We start from the raw sequence: 18305 nt of genomic DNA on the forward strand, positions 1-18305 counted from the left end.
AACAAATATCAAGTATATCAGTATTAATTTTGTGTAAACTAGCTGTGAATCAATCCTCTATTTGTATAATGCAATTAGAGGATTGTATTTTAAGAAAACCTTTATTAATCGCGAATGTTGCTCTGGTGGATTTACGGCAAGATTGTTGATTTGTTGATAATTAAATTGTAATTCACGGTTTTAATGTTTTTATTACCGTTTTCATTGACTATTTTTGTAAGTCGATTTAACGTTTTATGTCAGATATTATTCAACTTTTACCGGATCATGTAGCCAACCAAATTGCGGCAGGGGAAGTGGTGCAGAGACCTGCGTCCATAGTGAAAGAACTTTTGGAGAATGCTATAGATGCAGATGCTAGCAAAATTGAGCTTATCATCAGAGATGCCGGAAAAAATCTGATACAGGTTGTAGACGATGGAAAAGGAATGTCTGAGACCGATGCAAGAATGGCTTTCGAAAGACATGCTACCTCCAAGATCAAAGGAACCGAAGATATATTTAAAATTGCAACAAAAGGTTTCCGTGGTGAAGCGTTGGCTTCCATCGCAGCGGTTTCTCAGGTTGAGTTAAAAACTAAACAGAGAGAAGCGGGAATCGGAACTAATATTTACATTGAAGGAGGAGTTTTCCAATTTCAGGATCCTGCACAAACTGCTGAGGGTTCTAATTTTTTAGTTAAAAATCTTTTCTACAACGTTCCTGCAAGAAGAAAATTCCTTAAAAATAATAATATTGAATTCCGTCATGTGATCGATGAATTCCAGCGTGTGGCTTTGGCTCATGAAAATCTGGAGTTTTCTTTATTTCATGATGACGATCCTGTTTTTAGATTAAGAAAAGGAAGCCAGATGCAGCGTATTGTTGATATTTTCGGACGAAAACTTCAACCGCAGCTTATTCCGATCAAAGAAGATATTATTTGGTGTAAACTTCACGGATTTGTTGCAAAACCGGAAGGTGCAAAAAAAACAAGAGGTGAGCAGTTCCTTTTTGTGAACGGAAGATATTTTAAAAGTCCATATTTTAATAAAGCGGTTCAGGAAGCATTCGAAGGATTGCTTTTACCAGGATATATTCCTACGTTTTTTCTTTTCTTAGATCTTGATCCTGAAAAAATCGACGTTAATATTCATCCGCAGAAAACAGAAGTTAAATTCGAGGACGAGCATCTTATTTTTGCTTTGCTTCGATCAACCATAAAAAGATCGTTAGGAATTTATAATGTTGCTCCGAGTCTGGATTTTGAAAAAGATCCACAACTGGATCAAATGATGCAGAAAGCGTTTCCAAGCAAGGCAAACAGTATCAATGTTAAAATGCCGGAAATTGTTGTAGATAAGGATTACAATCCGTTTTTGGAGGAAAGAGTAGTAAAACAGGCTGAAATTCAGAATTTGGCGGAAATGTATCACCAAAATATTGCGGCAGAACCTTCAAAAATTAATTTGTTTGAAGATGAAGATTTTGATGAAGATCTAATGAGACTTCCGAACGGATATTGGCTCTTCAACAAGGGCGACAGAACGCTGATGCTAGACATGGGAAGAATGCACAGATTATTGGTTTCAGAAGGCAATAAGCCTGTAAGAAAGGGAACGACAAACGGTCATGCTCTTCTTTTCTCTTTGGAATATCATATGAACGAGACGGAGAAGAATAAATATAAATCAATTAAAAAATTTCTTCCCGAACTTGGCTTTGATACCAAGGTAGCTCACGAAAATGTGTTGAGAATTGATGCCGTTCCTGAAGGATTGAAAGAAACACAGGTCATGAAATTCCTTGAAGATCTGTTTGATATTTTAGAATACAAAACGGAAGACGAATTTTTACATTTCTATAATAATCAATGGAATAAAATGCAGTCTAAATCCAGATTTGATTTTATATATAAAAAAGATGCGGAACAATTAATAAAAGACTTCACGGCGTTAGGCTTCCCTGAGTTTTTACCCAATGGGAAAAGATGTTTTTATGAAGTTCCGTTCAATGATTTTAAGAATAAATTTTAAAAGAACATGTTTAATAATATACCTCCAATTACACGAAATATTATCATTATAAATATTATTTTTTATGTGATAACTAATTTTGTGTTTCAAAATTTATATAACACGCTTTCAGGGTTTTATCCTTTTTCTCCAAACTTTAAATCGTGGCAAATTATTACACATATGTTTATGCACGCGCCTATGAAAGAAACGGGAGGGTTTATGCATATTTTATTCAATATGTTTACTTTATGGAGTTTCGGGCCTATTTTGGAACAATCTCTAGGAGAGAAAAAATATTTAATTCTTTATTTTGTAAGCGGATTAGGAGCATTTTTCCTGTTTAATCTATGGAATTTTGTTGAAGCTCAGCAAATTATTTCCGGTTTGGAAAGTTTAGGACTAAGTGCTTCGGAGATTTATCCTAAAGCAGCAATTGACTATGTGGGAAATCTAAATATAAGTGCTACAACAACCGAAGGACAGGCATTATCAAGCCAATACTATACATTATTAAGAACTCCAATGATAGGTGCTTCTGGAGCAATTTTTGGCGTTGTTACTGCTTTTGCAACACTATATCCGGATTCAAAAATTGCAATGATGTTTATTCCAATTCCTATTAAAGTTAAATATTTAATGCCGGTTGTAATTATTGTTTCTATCTGGCTGGGTGTTTCAGGAAGTGGAGGCAGTGTTGCCCATCTCGCACACGTCGGAGGAGCTTTGGTCGGATTTTTGTTAGCATGGATCTGGAAAAAACATTTATACAGATTCAACTAAATTTCTTTTGTGAAAGTTCTTCGTCTCATATTTTTAATACTGCATGTCGGGATATTCCTTCTTTTATTGGGAATGTTGCTGAATGCGTATGTTCCGCCAAAGATATTTCCTTGGTTTAATTTGTTGTCATTAGGATTTCCTATTTTAATGATTGCTTATGTTTTGTTGATCTTTTTCTGGATTTTCAGTTGGAAAAAAAGAGCTTTCGTTTTTATGTTATTGGGATTGATTTTCACAAATCCGGTAAAAAGATGGGTGAATTTTTCTTCCGATAAAAAGGAAATTGCCAATCTCAAGATCCTTACTTTCAATGCAAAAGGAGGTCTGAATGGAATGAAAAATATTGATGATTATGTAAATTCTTCCAACGCAGATTTAGTTTTTTTACAAGAAAAGGGAGGTAAAGAATATCATTTTAATGGTTTAAAAAATACAAGCGGAAATTATATTGTTTCAGTGTTTACAAAATATAAAGTTATTGATCAAAAGGAACTTATTAAAAGTGATTATTTTGATAACAATGCCTATGCAACGCAAACAGATATTGAAATAAAGGGGAAAGTATATAGGTTTATCAATGTTTATCTTCAACCATTTAAGTTTGAGAAAGCAATGATAAAACTTAATGGAGACAGTGATGAAGATGAAGAAAAACTGAAAAATGTTGTAAAAAGATTAATTCCGACCTTTAAAATGCACCAGAATCAGGTTGCAGATATTAAAAAAGGAATCGAAAATTCTCCTTATCCTGTAATTCTGTTGGGAGATCTTAATTCTGTTCCCAACTCTTACGAATATTATCATCTTTCAGAAGGCTTACAAGATGCTTTTATGGAGGTTGGAAAGGGAAGTGGGACAAGCTTTCACGATTATAAATTTCCATTGAGGATTGATTATATTTTCACCTCAAAATCAATACAGCCAATTACTTATAAAGTTGACCGTTCGGTAAAAATTTCAGACCATTATCCGGTCGTGGCAACATTTAAATTAGACTAGTTTTATCATAAAATAAGTTAAAAAAGTTAACGTGGTAGGGTTTTTGCTTAAAAAAAGTGTACCCAAGACCGTTATTCCATGAAGCCGAGCCAGATCCTGTTGTTTTTACATATCGTTGTCATTGTTTTACTGCTTTCCACACTAGGAAATGCATGGATTCCACCCAACCTGTTTGGCAACCTTAATCTGCTTTCTCTGGGGTTTCCTTACCTTGTATTTATACATATTTTATTAACGCTGGTCTGGGTTATCAAAAGAAAAAAAATTGCTATTGCTTTTGTTTTAAGTACATTTATTTTTTACAATCCAATCAGAAGATGGGTGAATTTTACCCCTAAAAATGAAAATTCAAAATCAATCAGAGATATTAAAGTATTGACTTTCAATGTAAAATATGGTGATTTTGGTTGGGATAAAGTGAAAAAATATATTTCAGATCAGGATGCGGATATTATTTTGGTTCAGGAAAGAGATACGAAAACAGCTTTGAGAGATGATTTAATCAAATATCCTTCTGTAATTTTAAAAACCAAACATAAAATCGTAAGACAGGAAAATTTGGTTGAAGAAAAAGACCGCGGGAATTCATTCTATGCAGATATTGACATCAATGGAAAGATTATCAGAGTTGTAAATGTTTATTTGGAACCTTTCAGACTTCATAAATCGATGCTTTCATTTGATGGATTTGGTAAGGAAGGAGGAAAGATAAGTACACTTCTTTCTCACATGATTCCTACTTTTAAGGCACACGAAGATCAAATCAGAAGAATCAGAAAAGCGGTAGATTTATCGCCATATCCTGTGATTTTAGCGGGAGATTTTAATTCTGTTCCCAATTCTTATGAATATTATAATCTAGGAAAAGATCTTCAGGATGCATTTTTATCGGCTGGAAGTGGAAGTTCTTCAAGTTTTTATGATTATAAAGTGCCTTTGAGAATTGATTATATTTTCAGTTCAAAATCAATTATTCCTTTAAGCTATAAAGTGGATAATTCTGTGAAATTATCGGATCACTATCCTGTAATTGCGGAATTTCTGCTAAATTAGTTCCATGAAAAATTTAGTTTTTGCAATCCTTACTTTTCTTGTTTTTTTGAGTGCCTGTTCTAAGCAGGAACCCGCTAGTTTTGATACAAATCAGGAAGTAAAAGTGCATTATGATACGGTTGCTGTTGATTCTTTTTCTGCAGGAGCAACTTCTGTAGATATTGTTAGGCAGATAAGAATGTCTTCTCAAAAGTATCAGGATTCCGTGAAAGAAGCGATAAAACTTCAGGCTGAAGAAAAGAGAATTAAGGACGAATTAGACAAAGAAAATAAAAAGAAACAGGACGATGAGAAAAAAACCGATGAAGAGAAGAAAAAAAATGCTGCAGAAACTCCTTCAACTCCAACAAAAACCGAATAAAAATAGTTAAATTTTAAAACTCATTAAAAAATATAAAGCAATGAAAAAACAAATTTTAGCAGCATTAATGATTTCAACACTTGTTGTATCATGCACAAAATCAACTACAAAATCTGAAACAACTGAAAATCCTGATGGTTCTGTAACAACTACAACCACTACAGTAAGCCAAAATGGAGTTGATGTGATTGATACTGCAAAAATCGCCGAAGCTAAAGTAGATGAAGCGGGAAATAAAATAGACGATGCTGCTCAAAAAGCAAAAGAGAAAATTGATGCTACTGCGGATAAAGCTAAAAGTGATCTTCACAAAGCTGGACAGGACATCAAAATTGAAGCGAATAAAGTAGGTAAAGATGCAAAAGAAGCCGCTGCAAAAGGAGCTTCGAAAGTGGAAGATGCCGCTAAGAAATTAAAAGAAGACTTAAACAAATAGTAAAATTAAAACCGCAGAATGTTCTGCGGTTTTTTTATTTATTCAGTTCCAATAAAGGATCGATGTATTCTCTGTCGTTGCTTAATCTTGGGACTTTATTTTGTCCGCCCAATTTTCCTTTGGATTCCAGCCAGCAATAAAATAGGTTTGGTTTGGCGATATGGACAATAGGTCTTTTTAATGTCAAATTATTATACCTTTTGGCTTCATAATCTGAATTGACGGTTTTTAAATGCTGATCAAAACAGTCGATAAAATGGTCTAAATTGCTCGGTTTTTCACTGAACTCAAAGATCCACTCATGAGCGCCACCTTCATTTTCTTTCATGAAAACCGGGGCTCCTGTGAAGTCGGTGATACTGGCTCCTGTAGTTTGGCAGGCTTTAGATATAGCCGATTCTACATTGGTGATCATCAGTTCTTCCCCAAAAGCATTAATATAATGTTTCGTTCTTCCCGTAATTTTTATTCTGAAAGGATTAATTGAGGTAAAAACAACCGTATCCCCAATCAAATATCTCCATAAACCGCCGTTGGTCGTAATCACCATTGCGTAGTTTTTACCAACTTCAACATCTTCTAAGCTTACGACTTTTGGATTGGAAAAATGGAACTCATCCATCGGGATAAATTCATAGAAAATACCGTAATCCAACATTAACAGCATTTCGTCACTGTCAGGTCTGTCCTGAATTCCGAAGAAGCCCTCAGAAGCGTTGTAAATTTCGTAGTAATTGATTTTCTTTCCAATGATCTGCTGGAACTGCTCTTTGTAAGGTTTAAAGCTAATTCCGCCGTGAAAAAATACTTCAAGATTCGGCCATAATTCTGAAATATTCTTAACCTCAGTTTCATTTAAAACCCTCTGCAAAAGAACCATCATCCAACTTGGAACACCCAAAATACTTCCTACATCTTCATTTTTAACCTCAGAAGTAATGGCTTTCAGCTTACTCTCCCATTCGCCCATCAATGAAACCTTTTTACTTGGAGTCGTGGTAATTTCTACCCAAAAAGGTAAATTATCAATTAAAATAGCAGATAAATCGCCGAATTTTGTGTTAAAATCAGCGTATAATTCTGAACTTCCGCCTAAACGTAAATTTTTATTGGTAAAAAGTTGATTTTCAGGATGATTATTGGCGTAAATAGAAACCATATCTTTTCCTGCTTTCATGTGGCAGTATTCTAAACTCTCCGCAGAAATTGGAATATATTTGCTTTTCGCGTTTGTTGTTCCCGAAGATTTCGCAAAATGTTTGATGTAGCCCGGCCAACTTACGTCTTTATGGCCTTGTCTTGCTCTTTCAATATAAGGTTCAAAATCTTCATAGGTAACGATCGGAACTTTATTTTTAAAGTCCTGATAACTTGAAATGGAATTGAAGCCATATTTTTTACCGTACTCAGTGTCCTCAGAATGAAACAATTGAGAGAATAAAATCCCTTTCTGTGTTTCAATAGGATGATCCATAAAATTCTGTATCTGGTCTATCCTTTGGCGGATGAACCAGTTGACCACAGTATTGAAGAGTGCTTTCGTTGCCATTTCCAAATATAACGATATTTGACTTTTCTAAGAATATTTTAACGCGATAAATAAAAAAACCGCTACAAATTTTGTAACGGTTTAGTATTTAGATTTATTGTTTCTTAGCAATACTCGTCATAAGCAGCCTGAAGGTTCGCTGCAATAGCTCCTGCAGGGTTTCCTTCAATGTGGTGTCTTTCTAGCATGTGAACCAATTCTCCGTCCTTGAAAAGAGCCACACATGGTGAGCTTGGAGGGAATGGTGCCAAATGCTTTCTAGCTTCTGATACAGCTTCAGTATCGAAACCTGCGAAAACAGTCGTTAAATGATCTGGTTTTTTATCTCCTGTTAAAGAATATACAACTCCCGGTCTTGCTGCTCCTGCTGCACATCCGCAAACAGAATTGATCACCAATAGAGTAGTTCCTGATTGTTTTAATGCTTCTTCAACCTGTGTAGGTGTTGCTAAGTCTTGGAAACCTTTATCTGTAAGTTCTGCCTTCATGGGCATTACTAAATCTGTTGGATACATATTTTTGTTTTTTTAATCTATGCAAAGTTAAACAATTCTTTACTTTTCTTCAATATATAAAAACTATCAAGATGTTTGTAAAATAGAATTAACAATCTATTAATAATTTAATAATATTCGTAAATTAATGAAATAAAATTATGAATAATCAGAAATAAGTGTTAAATTTGAAATGATTCTGAAAACAATAACCATGAAAAGAAACATTTACATTTTTCCCTCAATTTAATGAAATATTCAATTTTCTTTTAGAATCATAAAAATATTGAATATCTCAAGATAAAAATGAAGCCCGAAACTGGAAATGTTTCGGGCTTCTTAATCAAATCGATATGCAAAGGTTGAATATCCTTATAAAATGGGTTGATGGTTTTTAGTTGTTTGTTGATCGTAAAAAAAACTAACAACTAACCGTAATCAACCGACAACTATGAAAGTAACTTTTTTGCCATCTCGGAAATACTCTTTCCATCAGATCTTCCGGCAAATGTTTTTGAAGCAACTCCCATTACTTTTCCTAAATCTTTGATAGATTCGGCTCCGGCTTCTGAGATAATTTTCTTCATTTCAGCTTCCAATTCTTCTGCAGAAAGCTGTTGAGGTAAGAATTTCTCAATAACTTTCATTTGAGCATCTTCTACTTCAGCTAAGTCATTCCTGCCCTGCGCAGAAAACTGTTCGTAAGAATCCTTACGCTGTTTGATCATTCTCTGTAAAATAGCAATTTCCTGGTCTTCCGAAACTTCAGCACCTCTAGCTTCTGTTTTTAGAAGTAAGATCTGAGATTTCACAGCACGAAGAGAATCCAGAGCTACTCTGTCTTTTGCTCTCATTGCTGTTTTTATTGCTTCGCTAATTATAATTTCTAAACTCATGGTTTTGGCTTTAAGCTCTAGGCAATAAGCAGTAAGCATTGACGCTCGAATTGATAAGCCTATAGCTTACTGCTTATCGCTTACAGTAATTAATCTACATCTTTATTTAAAAATCTGTTTTCTCTTACTTGCATAGAACCGTTGTTTTCAGATAAATACGTGTTGATATTTTGATCTGAAGCATTGGTTCCGTCAATAGAAATGTTTTTTCTCTTGAAAGCAGGAACAGATTCGAATTCACTTGCGCTATCAAAGCTTTGGTAACGAGAATTGAATTCTTTTAATTTATTTCTTCTTTCTACAACTCTTTCCTGATCTGCGGTTTTGTTCACGAATGTGAATTCACTTTCAGCAGGTTTTGGAGTTTCGATCTCTGTTTTATTTTCATAAGAAGGTCTTTCTTCAGTTTTAATTTCTTCCTTTGGCTGGTAGAAACTTTCCACTTTTGGAGCTTCTTCTGTGATTTGAGTTATCGTATTCGTTGGAGTGCTAAACTCTGCTTTTGGCTGTCCGAAATCAGTTTTAGGCTCATTGATAGGCTCGTTTACGAAGAAACTGAACTCAACAGGTTTTTCTTCAGAATAAGAATTCGTAGAAATGTTTGTTCTAGGTTCTTCTTTTTTTTCTTCTGTTTCGAATGAGAAAGACTGAATCTCCAGGTCGTTAGGATCATTATCTTCATCAAAAGCGAACAGACTGTAGCCATCCTGCTCTTCATCATCACTTCTCCAAGTCTGAATCGGGCTGTCTAATGTATCTTCCTCTCTATCAGAGAATTTTATTTCAGTTTTAACCTCTTCATCCTCGATAATCATTTTTTTTTCAGTAGAAACTGACTTGAACTGTGGCGTATCATGGTCTTCGTCATCCAATCTGAAAAGATTTTTTCCTCCAAAATCATATCCATGCTCAGGAGCAACCTCTCTTTCTTCTCTTGTTTTGAAAGGAGAAGTTTTATTTGAATCTAATTTATCGTTTAGACTGATTCTGATTTTTTCAGTTGGTCCAGCGAATTTTTTATCGTCATTAGAAAAACCTGTAGCGATAACAAGAACGCTTACTGCATCTCCTAATTCTTCATCAGCACCCACCCCGAAAATGATATCAGCAGTATGTCCTGCTTCTTTCTGGATATGATCCATGATGATTCCGATTTCGTCCATTGTAACCTCTTCTTTACCACTTCTGATCAACAATAGTACATTTTTAGCACCTGTAATTTTATTGTCATTCAATAATGGTGAATCTAATGCTTTTCTTACTGCTTCATCAGCTTTATTTTCACCTGAAGCTGTACCTGTAGACATCAAAGCCGTACCGGAGTTTTGAAGCACAGATTTAGCATCTCTAAAGTCAATGTTTACATCAAAGTAACCTGTAATAACCTCTGCCATACCTTTTGCAGCGTTGGTTAAAACTTCATCGGCTTTGGAGAATCCCTGTTTGAATCCAAGGTTACCAAACTGCTGTCTTAGTTTATCGTTATTGATTACAATTAATGAATCAACATTGTTTCTTAATTTATCAAGACCTAATTCAGCTTGCTCCAGTCTTCTTTTACCTTCAAAACTGAAAGGAACGGTAACAATACCTACTGTTAAGATTCCCATATCTTTAGCAACCTTAGCAATAACAGGGGCAGCACCAGTTCCGGTTCCACCGCCCATTCCGGCAGTAATGAAAACCATTTTGGTGTTTTGTCCCATTGCAGCTTTGATCTCTTCAATGCTTTCAATTGCTGATTTTTCACCAACTTCAGGATCGGCACCTGCGCCAAGTCCTTCTGTGATGGTAGTTCCCAACTGAACTTTGTTTGAAACCGGGTTATTATCTAAAGTCTGAGCATCTGTATTACAAATCACGAAATCTACCCCGTGAATTCCTTTCTCGTACATGTGTTTCAGTGCGTTGTTTCCACCGCCACCAACACCAATTACCTTTATGATTGATGAATTTCCTTTTGGCAAATCAAATGAAAATCCTTGTGTACCTATATTTTCCATAATATCTGTATTTACTATTCTACTTCTTCAAAGAATTTTTTTACTTTTTCCATAAGCGACTGCCCGAAAGTTAATCTTGCCGCTCTTTTATTTTCCTGTTGTTGAGTCATAACTTCTTGTTCCTGAACCGGAGCCGTCTGCTGAGTAACTGCATTATTTTCAGCTACTGTTGCTGCAGTTTCCTGCTGAGACTTTTCCTGAACGAGTTCTTCTTCTATTATGACAGGTTTTTTATCCCTAATTTTTAAACTTTCCATTAATAATCCAATAGAAGTTGCAAATTCAGGACCTTTTAAATATTGATTTTTATCATTAGCAATATACTCATTTGCAAAACCAATTCTACTATCAAAACCTGTTGTATAATTAGCTAATTGACGAAGATGTTTCAAATTTGATCCACCACCCGTTAAAACAATCCCTGCAATCAGTTTTTTCTTCTGTTCAAATGCTCCGTAAGCCTTTAATTCAGTATTTACCATTTCAAGAATTTCTTCAACTCTTGCATTGATAATCTGAGCTAAAGTTTTCAGAGAAATTTCTTTATCGGGTCTTCCGTGAAGTCCTGGAATAGTAACAAACGTGCTGTCTTTCTCCAATTCGGGAACTGCAGAACCGAATTTTACTTTCAGTTGCTCTGCGTGTTTCTCGATGATTGAACAGCCTTCTTTAATATCTTCCGTAATAATCCCGCCACCGTAAGGAATTACGCATGTATGACGAATAATATTATCTTTAAATATTGCTATATCTGTAGTACCGCCACCAATATCAACGATGGCAACACCTGCTTCTTTCTCTTCTTTTGTAAGTACTGCTTCTGAAGATGCCAAAGGCTCTAATGTAAGAGCTTCCATTTCCAGACCTGCTTCTCTTACGCATCTTGCGATGTTTCGGATGCTGCCCATTTGTCCCACAACAACGTGGAAATTGGCTTCAAGACGCTTTCCGTGCATCCCGACAGGTTCCTGAATTTCACCTTCTGAATCTACTTTATATTCTTGGGGAAGAACATGGATAATTTCTTCTCCGGGAAGCATGACCAGTTTCTTGACCTGATCTTTTAACGCTTCTATGTCGTCATCTGTAATAAATTTGTCGGGATGCTCACGCATAATGTAATCGGAGTGCTGAAGAGAGCGTATATGCTTTCCTGCAATACCTACCGTAACTTTACGGATAGGAACTCCTGCGCTGGATTGTGCTTCTGCCACAGCAGCCTTGATTGAGTTGATGGTTTGCGAAATATTATTCACAATACCTTTATGAACTCCAAGACTTTTGGCCTTACCAACACCGAGAACTTCGATTTTCCCGTGTGCATTCCTCCTTCCGACAATCGCGACTATCTTTGTTGTCCCGATGTCCAGACCTACTGAATACTCTTGATTTTCCATTGTTTTATATCGATTTGATTTTTTTTATTCTATTTTAACTTTTGCCTTTGTTTTCGGCTTTGTTGCCGTAGTTTTCTTTTCTGTTTTTTTTGTTTCTTTTGCCTTGGGTTTGGTTACTGCCTTTGGCTTTGTGCTTTCCTTCGGTTTTTTTGAAGTTGAGCTTGGTTTTTTTGTCTCTTTTTTTACTTCTGCTATTTTAAGTTTAGCTTCTGTTTTTTTTCCTGCGGTAGTTGCCGGAACTTTTGCCAGTTCTAATTTCCCAACTTTTAGAATACTGTCATTATCTTTAAAATAAGGATTCAAAGTGGTAACAATCTGATTCTGATATTTAATAGAGATCATATTGTACTTTAAAGGATCCTGATAAACGAGATATTTTTCTACAAAAGCCTTAAAACCTTTTACTTTTAAGTCTATATTATCTAAATCTCCTATTTCTACTTTATAATTTCCTTCACTTGTCAGAAGATTGTAATCACCGTTATTGTCTTTTGAGATTCCGATGAAATATTTTTTACTGAAATCATCTTTATCAATCTTTCCAACCAATTCAGCTAATTTTTCGTATTCATCTTTTTTCACATTTCCTGTCACCAACATGCAAGGATGTGAATAGGTTCTGGAAATAGGAAATTCAATTCCTCTTTCGTCTACATAAAAGTCTTTTCCGTCTTTATTTAATCTGAAAACCGGAACTCTTTGTTTAATATCTAAATTAAGCTTTCCATTGAGGTTTAAGTAGACATTGGCACTATCGACCGCAGGAAGTGAATTGATCTTTTTCTCCAAAGCCGGAATATTAAGATCTCCAACTTTTCCTGATGGGTTTTCCTTGTTTACAATTGCTCTAATGTCTTTTTCATCAATGAAATAAACCGGAGTTTTTTCATTCATTTTTACAGAAATCTTATTATCCGTAATCTTCTGACCACCAAATTTCTTCAATGAGAAACTCAGCAGGAAACCTAGAAGGATCACTGTGATAGCAATTTTTAATATTCTGTATTTATTTTTCATTTTATTTTAAACTCAATTTTTGTTCATCCATTCACAAATAGGATCGTACAGCGTATCGATATTTCCTGCGCCTACTGTTAGAAGAATGTCAAAGTCTTTTTCTTTTATTTTATTGAAAGCATCAGATAAATTTGATACTTCTTTTTTATCTAAAGTTACTTTTTCCAATAGCCAGTCTGAAGTTATTCCTTCAAAATTTTCCTGAAGCTCTCTTGCGGGGTAAATATCCAATAAGATTAATTCTTCAGAATCACTTAAGCTTTCTGCAAAACCGTCTGCAAAATCTCTCGTTCTGCTGAATAAATGCGGTTGGAAAACAACCAATAATTTTTTCTCAGGGTAAAAAGTTCTGATTGATCCCACTACAGCATTAATTTCTGTTGGATGATGAGCATAATCATCGATGTAAATTTTACCATTTTTATAGATATGTTTAGTATATCTTCTTTTAATTCCTTTAAAATTAGCAATTGCTTTCTTTAAAGTGTCGAAATCAATGCCTAAATTATTTAAAATAGCTAATGCAACCGTCGCATTTTCTACATTATGAATTCCCGGAATTTCCCAAACAAAATCTTTTATCGTTTCTGTCGGCGTATGAAAATCAAAAGAGATTTTATCATGATCCATACGCAGGTTATCTGAGTAATAATCAGCAACTTCATTCACTGCATAGGTAAGATGAGGTCTTCCTATTTCAATTCCTTTTCTTACAAAAAGCTGTTTGTCATTCGGAACTAAAGCTGCAAATTGTTTAAAACCTTCTTCAATCGTATTTTTATCACCATAAATATCCAAATGATCTGCATCTGTGGAAGTTATCACTGCCCAATCCGGAGAAAGGTTAAGGAAACTTCTGTCATATTCATCTGCTTCAACCACAGAATATTGATTACCGTTGAACAGAAAGTTTGATTTAAAATTCTCTGCAATTCCGCCCAGAAAGCAAGAAAAAGGTAAATCCGCTTCTTTACACAAATGCGCAACTAAGCTAGAAGTTGTTGTTTTTCCGTGAGTTCCTGCAACGGCTATGCAATCTGTGTTTTCAGTGATTAAACCTAAGACTTTTGCACGTTTTAAAACTTCAAAACTATTTTGATTAAAATAATCTAAAATCCCCAACTTCTTGATTGCCGGAGTGTAAATTATTAATGTATTTTCTTTTTCAAGAGAATTTATTCTTTCGTCAACGAGATCCTCAAAAACAATATCAATTCCCTCATTCATCAGATTCTGAGTGAGTTTGGTGTTGGTCTTATCATAGCCCAAAACTTTTTTACCTGAAGCATTGAAATAACGTGCCAAAGCACTCATCCCGATACCTCCGATTCCAACGAAGTAAAAATTTTGATATGTTTCTAAATTTTTCATTTTATATTAAAAATTAAAAGATTAAAAAATTAAGGTATTTAGGAATTCGAAATGTTTTAATCTCTGAATTTCTAAATTTTTTAATCTTATCTATTTTATCACTTTAAAGATCTCGTCTACAATCTCTTTTGCTGCATTTGGCTTGGCAAAATATTTCAGATTTTCAGACATTTCTTTTCTTATATTTTCATTTTCGCAGATTTCTGATAATGTACTCCAGAATTTTTCCTGCATTTCAGAGTCTTTTACCATTTTGGCTGCATTTTTTTCAACCAAATTCATCGCATTTTTTGTTTGATGATCCTCCGCCGCAAAAGGGAAAGGAACCAATAAAACAGGTTTCTGTGCTACTGCCAACTCTGAAATGGCAATCGCACCTGCTCTTGAAACAATGACATCTGCAGCGGAATAGGCTGTTTCCATATCTTTGATGAATTCTTTTATTTGGATGGAAGATGGAAGTTGGGTGTCGGAAGTTTTTTTAGCTTCGCTATTTTCACTTCCAGCTTCCAGCTTCTGGCTTCCAACAATTTCCGCATAATCCAATTTTCCCGTTTGCCAGATCAATTGATATCCTTTTTCTTTAAGGCTTTCAAGGTTTTCTTTCCAACCATTATTTAATGTTCTTGAGCCTAAAGAACCGCCTACAGATAAAATGGTAAGCTTGTCTTTATCTAATCCCATTTTTTCTTTTGCCTGAGCTGTTTCCTGCATTCCTAAAATAATATTCTCACGAATCGGATTTCCTAAGAATTTTATTTTCTCACTCGGAAAACCTTCTACTTTTGGATATGCTGTAAAAACGGCTCTTGCTTTTTTACTTAAAATTTTATTCGTTACTCCTGCGTGTGCATTTTGCTCTTGGATGAAGATTGGAATTCCCAATTTACTAGCTTCATACAAAGCTGGTCCGCTTGCAAAACCACCTGTCCCAACCGCAAAATCCGGAGCGAAGTTTTTAATGATTCTTTTAGATTTAGATAAACTTTTCAAAATTTTGAAAGGGAGACCTAAATTGGATAACATATTTCCTCTGTCGATTCCGGCAATATCAATTCCTTCAATTTTATAACCAGCTTGAGGAACTTTTTCCATTTCCATTTTTCCGTTGGCTCCGATGAACAAAAATTCTGCATCAGGAAATCTTTTCTTGATCTCATCTGCAATAGCAATGGCCGGGAAGATATGTCCTCCTGTTCCGCCGCCTGATAACAATATTTTTAACTTTTTGTTCATTTTTAATTTATCGTTTTAATCGAATCAATTAATTTTATTTTAATGTTGATAGGATTTTATCCTATCCTTTGCTAAATCGTCCCGTTGGGACTCTTTAAGCGATATCGTTTATTTCTGCTATACTTTGTTTTTTGCCCATTCCTTCTTCATCGTAAATTTGGATTCTTGAGCTTATATTTAAAATAATTCCTAACTGCAAATAGGTGACCAACATTGATGTTCCTCCGTAACTGATTAATGGCAAAGGCTGTCCCGTTACCGGAATCAAATTAATTGCAACTGCAATATTTACAGAGAGTTGTATGAAAATCATCACCCCGAGACTGAGGACGAGTAAGGAGCCGAAAAAGGCCGGCATCTTACTGGCTATCATTACGATACGGATCATCATAATTAAATATAGACAAATCAGAAAAGCGGCTCCGATAACTCCATATTCTTCAACAATTACGGCAAAGATAAAATCGGATGCAGACTGTGGAAGCATTTGCTTTAATGCGCTTTTTCCTGGTCCCATTCCGGTAACTCCACCGTGAACAATGGCTGCTTTTGCCATCATTACCTGATAGTTTTTTGCCTTTAAGCTTTCATCATCTACATCAGCTGATTTCGCTTTGCTTGATGTAAATGTTTCAATACGGCTCATCCATGTGTGTACACGGTTTCCGCCAATTAAATTTGTATTTAAAGCAATCAGTAAAAAGAAAACAATGGCTACAAATGATGAGGAAATGAATCCTGCGATGTATTTCCAATGTAATTGTCCTATAACCAAAACAACTACCGAAACCATTAAGATCATTAATGCCGTAGAACCGTTATCTTTCGCAACCAGCACAAAAACAAGCAAAATAGGCCCAAAAATGTACATAATGTTCTCAATTGGAAGCCTTTCGCGTGTAATTTTCTTTGTTAAATATCTACACAAATAAATAATTAACATTAAAAAAGCGAACGAAGACGGCTGAAATGAGATCGGTGTTCCCGGAATTTTTAACCATCTGGAAGCACTCGCTCCGTCAATCGTTTGTCCGGTAAACATAGTGACAACCAATAAGATAATCATTAAACCGAGCAAAATACTGCTGAGCTTTCCGATGTATTCATATTTAATTGTTCCTACAACCCTCATAATCGCCAAACCAAGAAGCACAAAGAACATATGTTTCATCACGTGACCTGTTGTGGTTCCGTTATTTACGATATATTCCAGATTCGAACTTGCAGAATATACAGGGAAAATAGAGAAAATGGAGATCACAAGAATGACCATCCAAAGTACTTTATCGCCCTTTAGGAATTCAAATCTGCTATCTTCTGTGTCTTGTTCGTTCATAATGGTTGCTTTTAGCTGTTGGCTATTAGCTGTTTGCTTTTAAAACCTGTTCTTTAAACTGACGACCTCTGTCTTCATAGCTTTTGAATAAATCAAAACTTGCGCAACATGGAGACAGTAAAACCGTATCGCCATTTTTAGCTAAAGATTTTGAAATTTTCACAGCATCTTCCATACTTGAAGTGTCATAAATATATTCTTTCTTGTCTTTAAAGAAATCTATAATTTTTTGATTATCAATTCCTAAGCAGACAATTGCTTTTACTTTTCTTTTAACTAATTCCTCAATTTCTGAGTAATCGTTTCCTTTGTCCTGTCCACCAACGATCCAAACGGTTGGATTTTTCATGCTTTCTAACGCGTAATATGTTGCGTTGACGTTAGTTGCCTTGCTGTCATTGATGAATTTTACACCATCAATCTCAGTTACTAACTCTAATCTGTGTTCAACTGCCTGGAAAGTCATTAATGAATTTCTAATACTTTCGTTATTGATTTCCAATATTTTACCAGCGATTGAAGCGGCTAAGCTGTTGGCAACGTTGTGATTTCCCAACAAAGACAATTCATCAAGTTTCATTGAGAAATTATCTTTCAATTTTACTTTTATCTGATCATTGTCTACAAAACCTCCTTCAGACAAGCTTTCTTTTGTTGAAAAAGGGATCATTTTCGCTTTTATCTCTAATTTTTCAAGAATGTTTTTGCTCATTTCATCGTCTTTATTGTAGATGAAAAAATTGTCATTCTCTTGGTTTTCAGCTATTCTGAATTTCGCCAATGCATATTCTTCATAGTTGTAGTTGTATTGATCCAAATGATCTTTAGATAAATTCAACAATAAAGAAATATAAGGTCTAAAGTTTTGAATATCATCTAACTGGAAAGAACTAACCTCCAACACATAATATTCATGATTTTCATCGGCAACCTGCTTTGCAAAACTGTAACCGATGTTTCCTCCTAAACCTACATTTAATCCGTCATTTTTCAGGATATAGTAGATTAAAGAAGTTGTCGTTGTTTTTCCGTTGCTTCCTGTGATCGCGATGATTTTAGCATTGGTAAACTCCGCAGCAAATTCAATTTCAGAAGAAAGTCTGATTCCTTTCAAATGAATTTTATTGATGATCTCTGCTTTTTTCGGAATTCCCGGGCTTTTTACGATCCAGTCTGCATTTAATATTCTTTCTTCGTCGTGGTCTCCTTCTTCAAACTCAATTTCATTTTCTGTTAGAAACTGTTTGTAGTTGTCCTTAATGACTCCTTTGTCTGAAAGAAACACTTCCAAACCTTTCTTTTTAGCCAAATAAGCAGCTCCACATCCGCTTTCTCCTCCTCCTAAAACAACTATTTTCATTCTTTTTTGCTTTATGCAGT

Annotated in this window: 16 protein-coding genes; 6 read left to right on the plus strand and 10 right to left on the minus strand. The window is 34.9% G+C overall.

Going from position 1 to position 18305, the window contains the following annotated elements:
* Positions 1-236 precede the first annotated feature (236 nt).
* The 6 genes from mutL (at position 237) to SB689_RS09340 (ending at position 5626) form a co-directional block, all read left to right on the plus strand.
* Positions 237-2015, plus strand: a complete 1779-nt coding sequence (gene mutL, locus SB689_RS09315; protein WP_410691850.1) for a DNA mismatch repair endonuclease MutL — start codon at positions 237-239, stop codon at positions 2013-2015.
* 162 nt (positions 2016-2177) lie between these two features.
* Positions 2178-2777, plus strand: a complete 600-nt coding sequence (locus tag SB689_RS09320) for a rhomboid family intramembrane serine protease (RefSeq protein ID WP_410691851.1) — start codon at positions 2178-2180, stop codon at positions 2775-2777.
* A 9-nt stretch (positions 2778-2786) separates the two neighbouring features.
* Positions 2787-3776 carry an endonuclease/exonuclease/phosphatase family protein gene (locus SB689_RS09325; RefSeq protein ID WP_410691852.1) on the plus strand — a complete coding sequence of 330 codons (990 nt, stop codon included), beginning with the start codon at positions 2787-2789 and terminating at the stop codon, positions 3774-3776.
* A gap of 78 nt (positions 3777-3854) precedes the next feature.
* Positions 3855-4829 carry an endonuclease/exonuclease/phosphatase family protein gene (locus SB689_RS09330; RefSeq protein ID WP_410691853.1) on the plus strand — a complete coding sequence of 325 codons (975 nt, stop codon included), beginning with the start codon at positions 3855-3857 and terminating at the stop codon, positions 4827-4829.
* A gap of 4 nt (positions 4830-4833) precedes the next feature.
* Positions 4834-5190, plus strand: a complete 357-nt coding sequence (locus SB689_RS09335; protein ID WP_410691854.1) for a hypothetical protein — start codon at positions 4834-4836, stop codon at positions 5188-5190.
* Between the two features lie 40 nt (positions 5191-5230).
* Positions 5231-5626 (plus strand): hypothetical protein, encoded by a 396-nt coding sequence (locus SB689_RS09340; protein WP_410691855.1) that lies wholly within the window; start codon positions 5231-5233, stop codon positions 5624-5626.
* A 34-nt stretch (positions 5627-5660) separates the two neighbouring features.
* On the opposite strand, the gene SB689_RS09345 is transcribed toward SB689_RS09340, so the two are convergent.
* From SB689_RS09345 to murD, 10 genes are all read right to left on the minus strand, one after another.
* Positions 5661-7175: a GH3 auxin-responsive promoter family protein gene (locus SB689_RS09345; RefSeq protein WP_066754138.1), complete on the minus strand. Its 1515-nt coding sequence runs from the start codon at positions 7173-7175 to the stop codon at positions 5661-5663.
* A 104-nt stretch (positions 7176-7279) separates the two neighbouring features.
* Complete coding sequence (locus tag SB689_RS09350) at positions 7280-7690, minus strand: BrxA/BrxB family bacilliredoxin (RefSeq protein WP_066754145.1); 411 nt, start codon at positions 7688-7690, stop codon at positions 7280-7282.
* A gap of 428 nt (positions 7691-8118) precedes the next feature.
* Positions 8119-8565 carry a GatB/YqeY domain-containing protein gene (locus SB689_RS09355; protein ID WP_066759607.1) on the minus strand — a complete coding sequence of 149 codons (447 nt, stop codon included), beginning with the start codon at positions 8563-8565 and terminating at the stop codon, positions 8119-8121.
* A gap of 89 nt (positions 8566-8654) precedes the next feature.
* Positions 8655-10568 carry a cell division protein FtsZ gene (gene ftsZ / locus SB689_RS09360; RefSeq protein WP_410691856.1) on the minus strand — a complete coding sequence of 638 codons (1914 nt, stop codon included), beginning with the start codon at positions 10566-10568 and terminating at the stop codon, positions 8655-8657.
* Between the two features lie 14 nt (positions 10569-10582).
* Entirely contained in the window at positions 10583-11965 is a 1383-nt protein-coding gene (gene ftsA, locus SB689_RS09365) for a cell division protein FtsA (RefSeq protein ID WP_410691857.1), read from the minus strand.
* A 24-nt stretch (positions 11966-11989) separates the two neighbouring features.
* Positions 11990-12982, minus strand: coding sequence for a cell division protein FtsQ/DivIB (locus tag SB689_RS09370; RefSeq protein ID WP_410691858.1), 993 nt, complete (start codon positions 12980-12982; stop codon positions 11990-11992).
* A 12-nt stretch (positions 12983-12994) separates the two neighbouring features.
* Positions 12995-14353 (minus strand): UDP-N-acetylmuramate--L-alanine ligase, encoded by a 1359-nt coding sequence (murC, locus tag SB689_RS09375; RefSeq protein ID WP_410691859.1) that lies wholly within the window; start codon positions 14351-14353, stop codon positions 12995-12997.
* A 90-nt stretch (positions 14354-14443) separates the two neighbouring features.
* Entirely contained in the window at positions 14444-15589 is a 1146-nt protein-coding gene (gene murG, locus SB689_RS09380; RefSeq protein ID WP_410691860.1) for an undecaprenyldiphospho-muramoylpentapeptide beta-N-acetylglucosaminyltransferase, read from the minus strand.
* 94 nt (positions 15590-15683) lie between these two features.
* Positions 15684-16925 (minus strand): FtsW/RodA/SpoVE family cell cycle protein, encoded by a 1242-nt coding sequence (locus SB689_RS09385; protein WP_410691861.1) that lies wholly within the window; start codon positions 16923-16925, stop codon positions 15684-15686.
* A gap of 25 nt (positions 16926-16950) precedes the next feature.
* Positions 16951-18285, minus strand: coding sequence for a UDP-N-acetylmuramoyl-L-alanine--D-glutamate ligase (murD, locus tag SB689_RS09390; protein WP_066754162.1), 1335 nt, complete (start codon positions 18283-18285; stop codon positions 16951-16953).
* Between the last annotated feature and the right edge of the window lie 20 nt (positions 18286-18305).

It is taken from the genome of Chryseobacterium sp. SIMBA_038 (assembly GCF_046535115.1).
GTDB lineage: Bacteria > Bacteroidota > Bacteroidia > Flavobacteriales > Weeksellaceae > Chryseobacterium.

Bases quoted from the DNA above. Each gene is read 5' to 3' on its own strand.
- mutL (WP_410691850.1), top strand. From the start codon at position 237: ATGTCAGATATTATTCAACTTTTACCGGATCATGTAGCCAACCAAATT.
- SB689_RS09320 (WP_410691851.1), top strand. From the start codon at position 2,178: ATGTTTATGCACGCGCCTATGAAAGAAACGGGAGGGTTTATGCATATT.
- SB689_RS09330 (WP_410691853.1), top strand. From the start codon at position 3,855: ATGAAGCCGAGCCAGATCCTGTTGTTTTTACATATCGTTGTCATTGTT.
- SB689_RS09335 (WP_410691854.1), top strand. From the start codon at position 4,834: ATGAAAAATTTAGTTTTTGCAATCCTTACTTTTCTTGTTTTTTTGAGT.
- SB689_RS09340 (WP_410691855.1), top strand. From the start codon at position 5,231: ATGAAAAAACAAATTTTAGCAGCATTAATGATTTCAACACTTGTTGTA.
- SB689_RS09345 (WP_066754138.1), bottom strand. From the start codon at position 7,175: ATGGCAACGAAAGCACTCTTCAATACTGTGGTCAACTGGTTCATCCGC.
- SB689_RS09350 (WP_066754145.1), bottom strand. From the start codon at position 7,690: ATGTATCCAACAGATTTAGTAATGCCCATGAAGGCAGAACTTACAGAT.
- SB689_RS09355 (WP_066759607.1), bottom strand. From the start codon at position 8,565: ATGAGTTTAGAAATTATAATTAGCGAAGCAATAAAAACAGCAATGAGA.
- ftsZ (WP_410691856.1), bottom strand. From the start codon at position 10,568: ATGGAAAATATAGGTACACAAGGATTTTCATTTGATTTGCCAAAAGGA.
- ftsA (WP_410691857.1), bottom strand. From the start codon at position 11,965: ATGGAAAATCAAGAGTATTCAGTAGGTCTGGACATCGGGACAACAAAG.
- SB689_RS09370 (WP_410691858.1), bottom strand. From the start codon at position 12,982: ATGAAAAATAAATACAGAATATTAAAAATTGCTATCACAGTGATCCTT.
- murC (WP_410691859.1), bottom strand. From the start codon at position 14,353: ATGAAAAATTTAGAAACATATCAAAATTTTTACTTCGTTGGAATCGGA.
- murG (WP_410691860.1), bottom strand. From the start codon at position 15,589: ATGAACAAAAAGTTAAAAATATTGTTATCAGGCGGCGGAACAGGAGGA.
- SB689_RS09385 (WP_410691861.1), bottom strand. From the start codon at position 16,925: ATGAACGAACAAGACACAGAAGATAGCAGATTTGAATTCCTAAAGGGC.
- murD (WP_066754162.1), bottom strand. From the start codon at position 18,285: ATGAAAATAGTTGTTTTAGGAGGAGGAGAAAGCGGATGTGGAGCTGCT.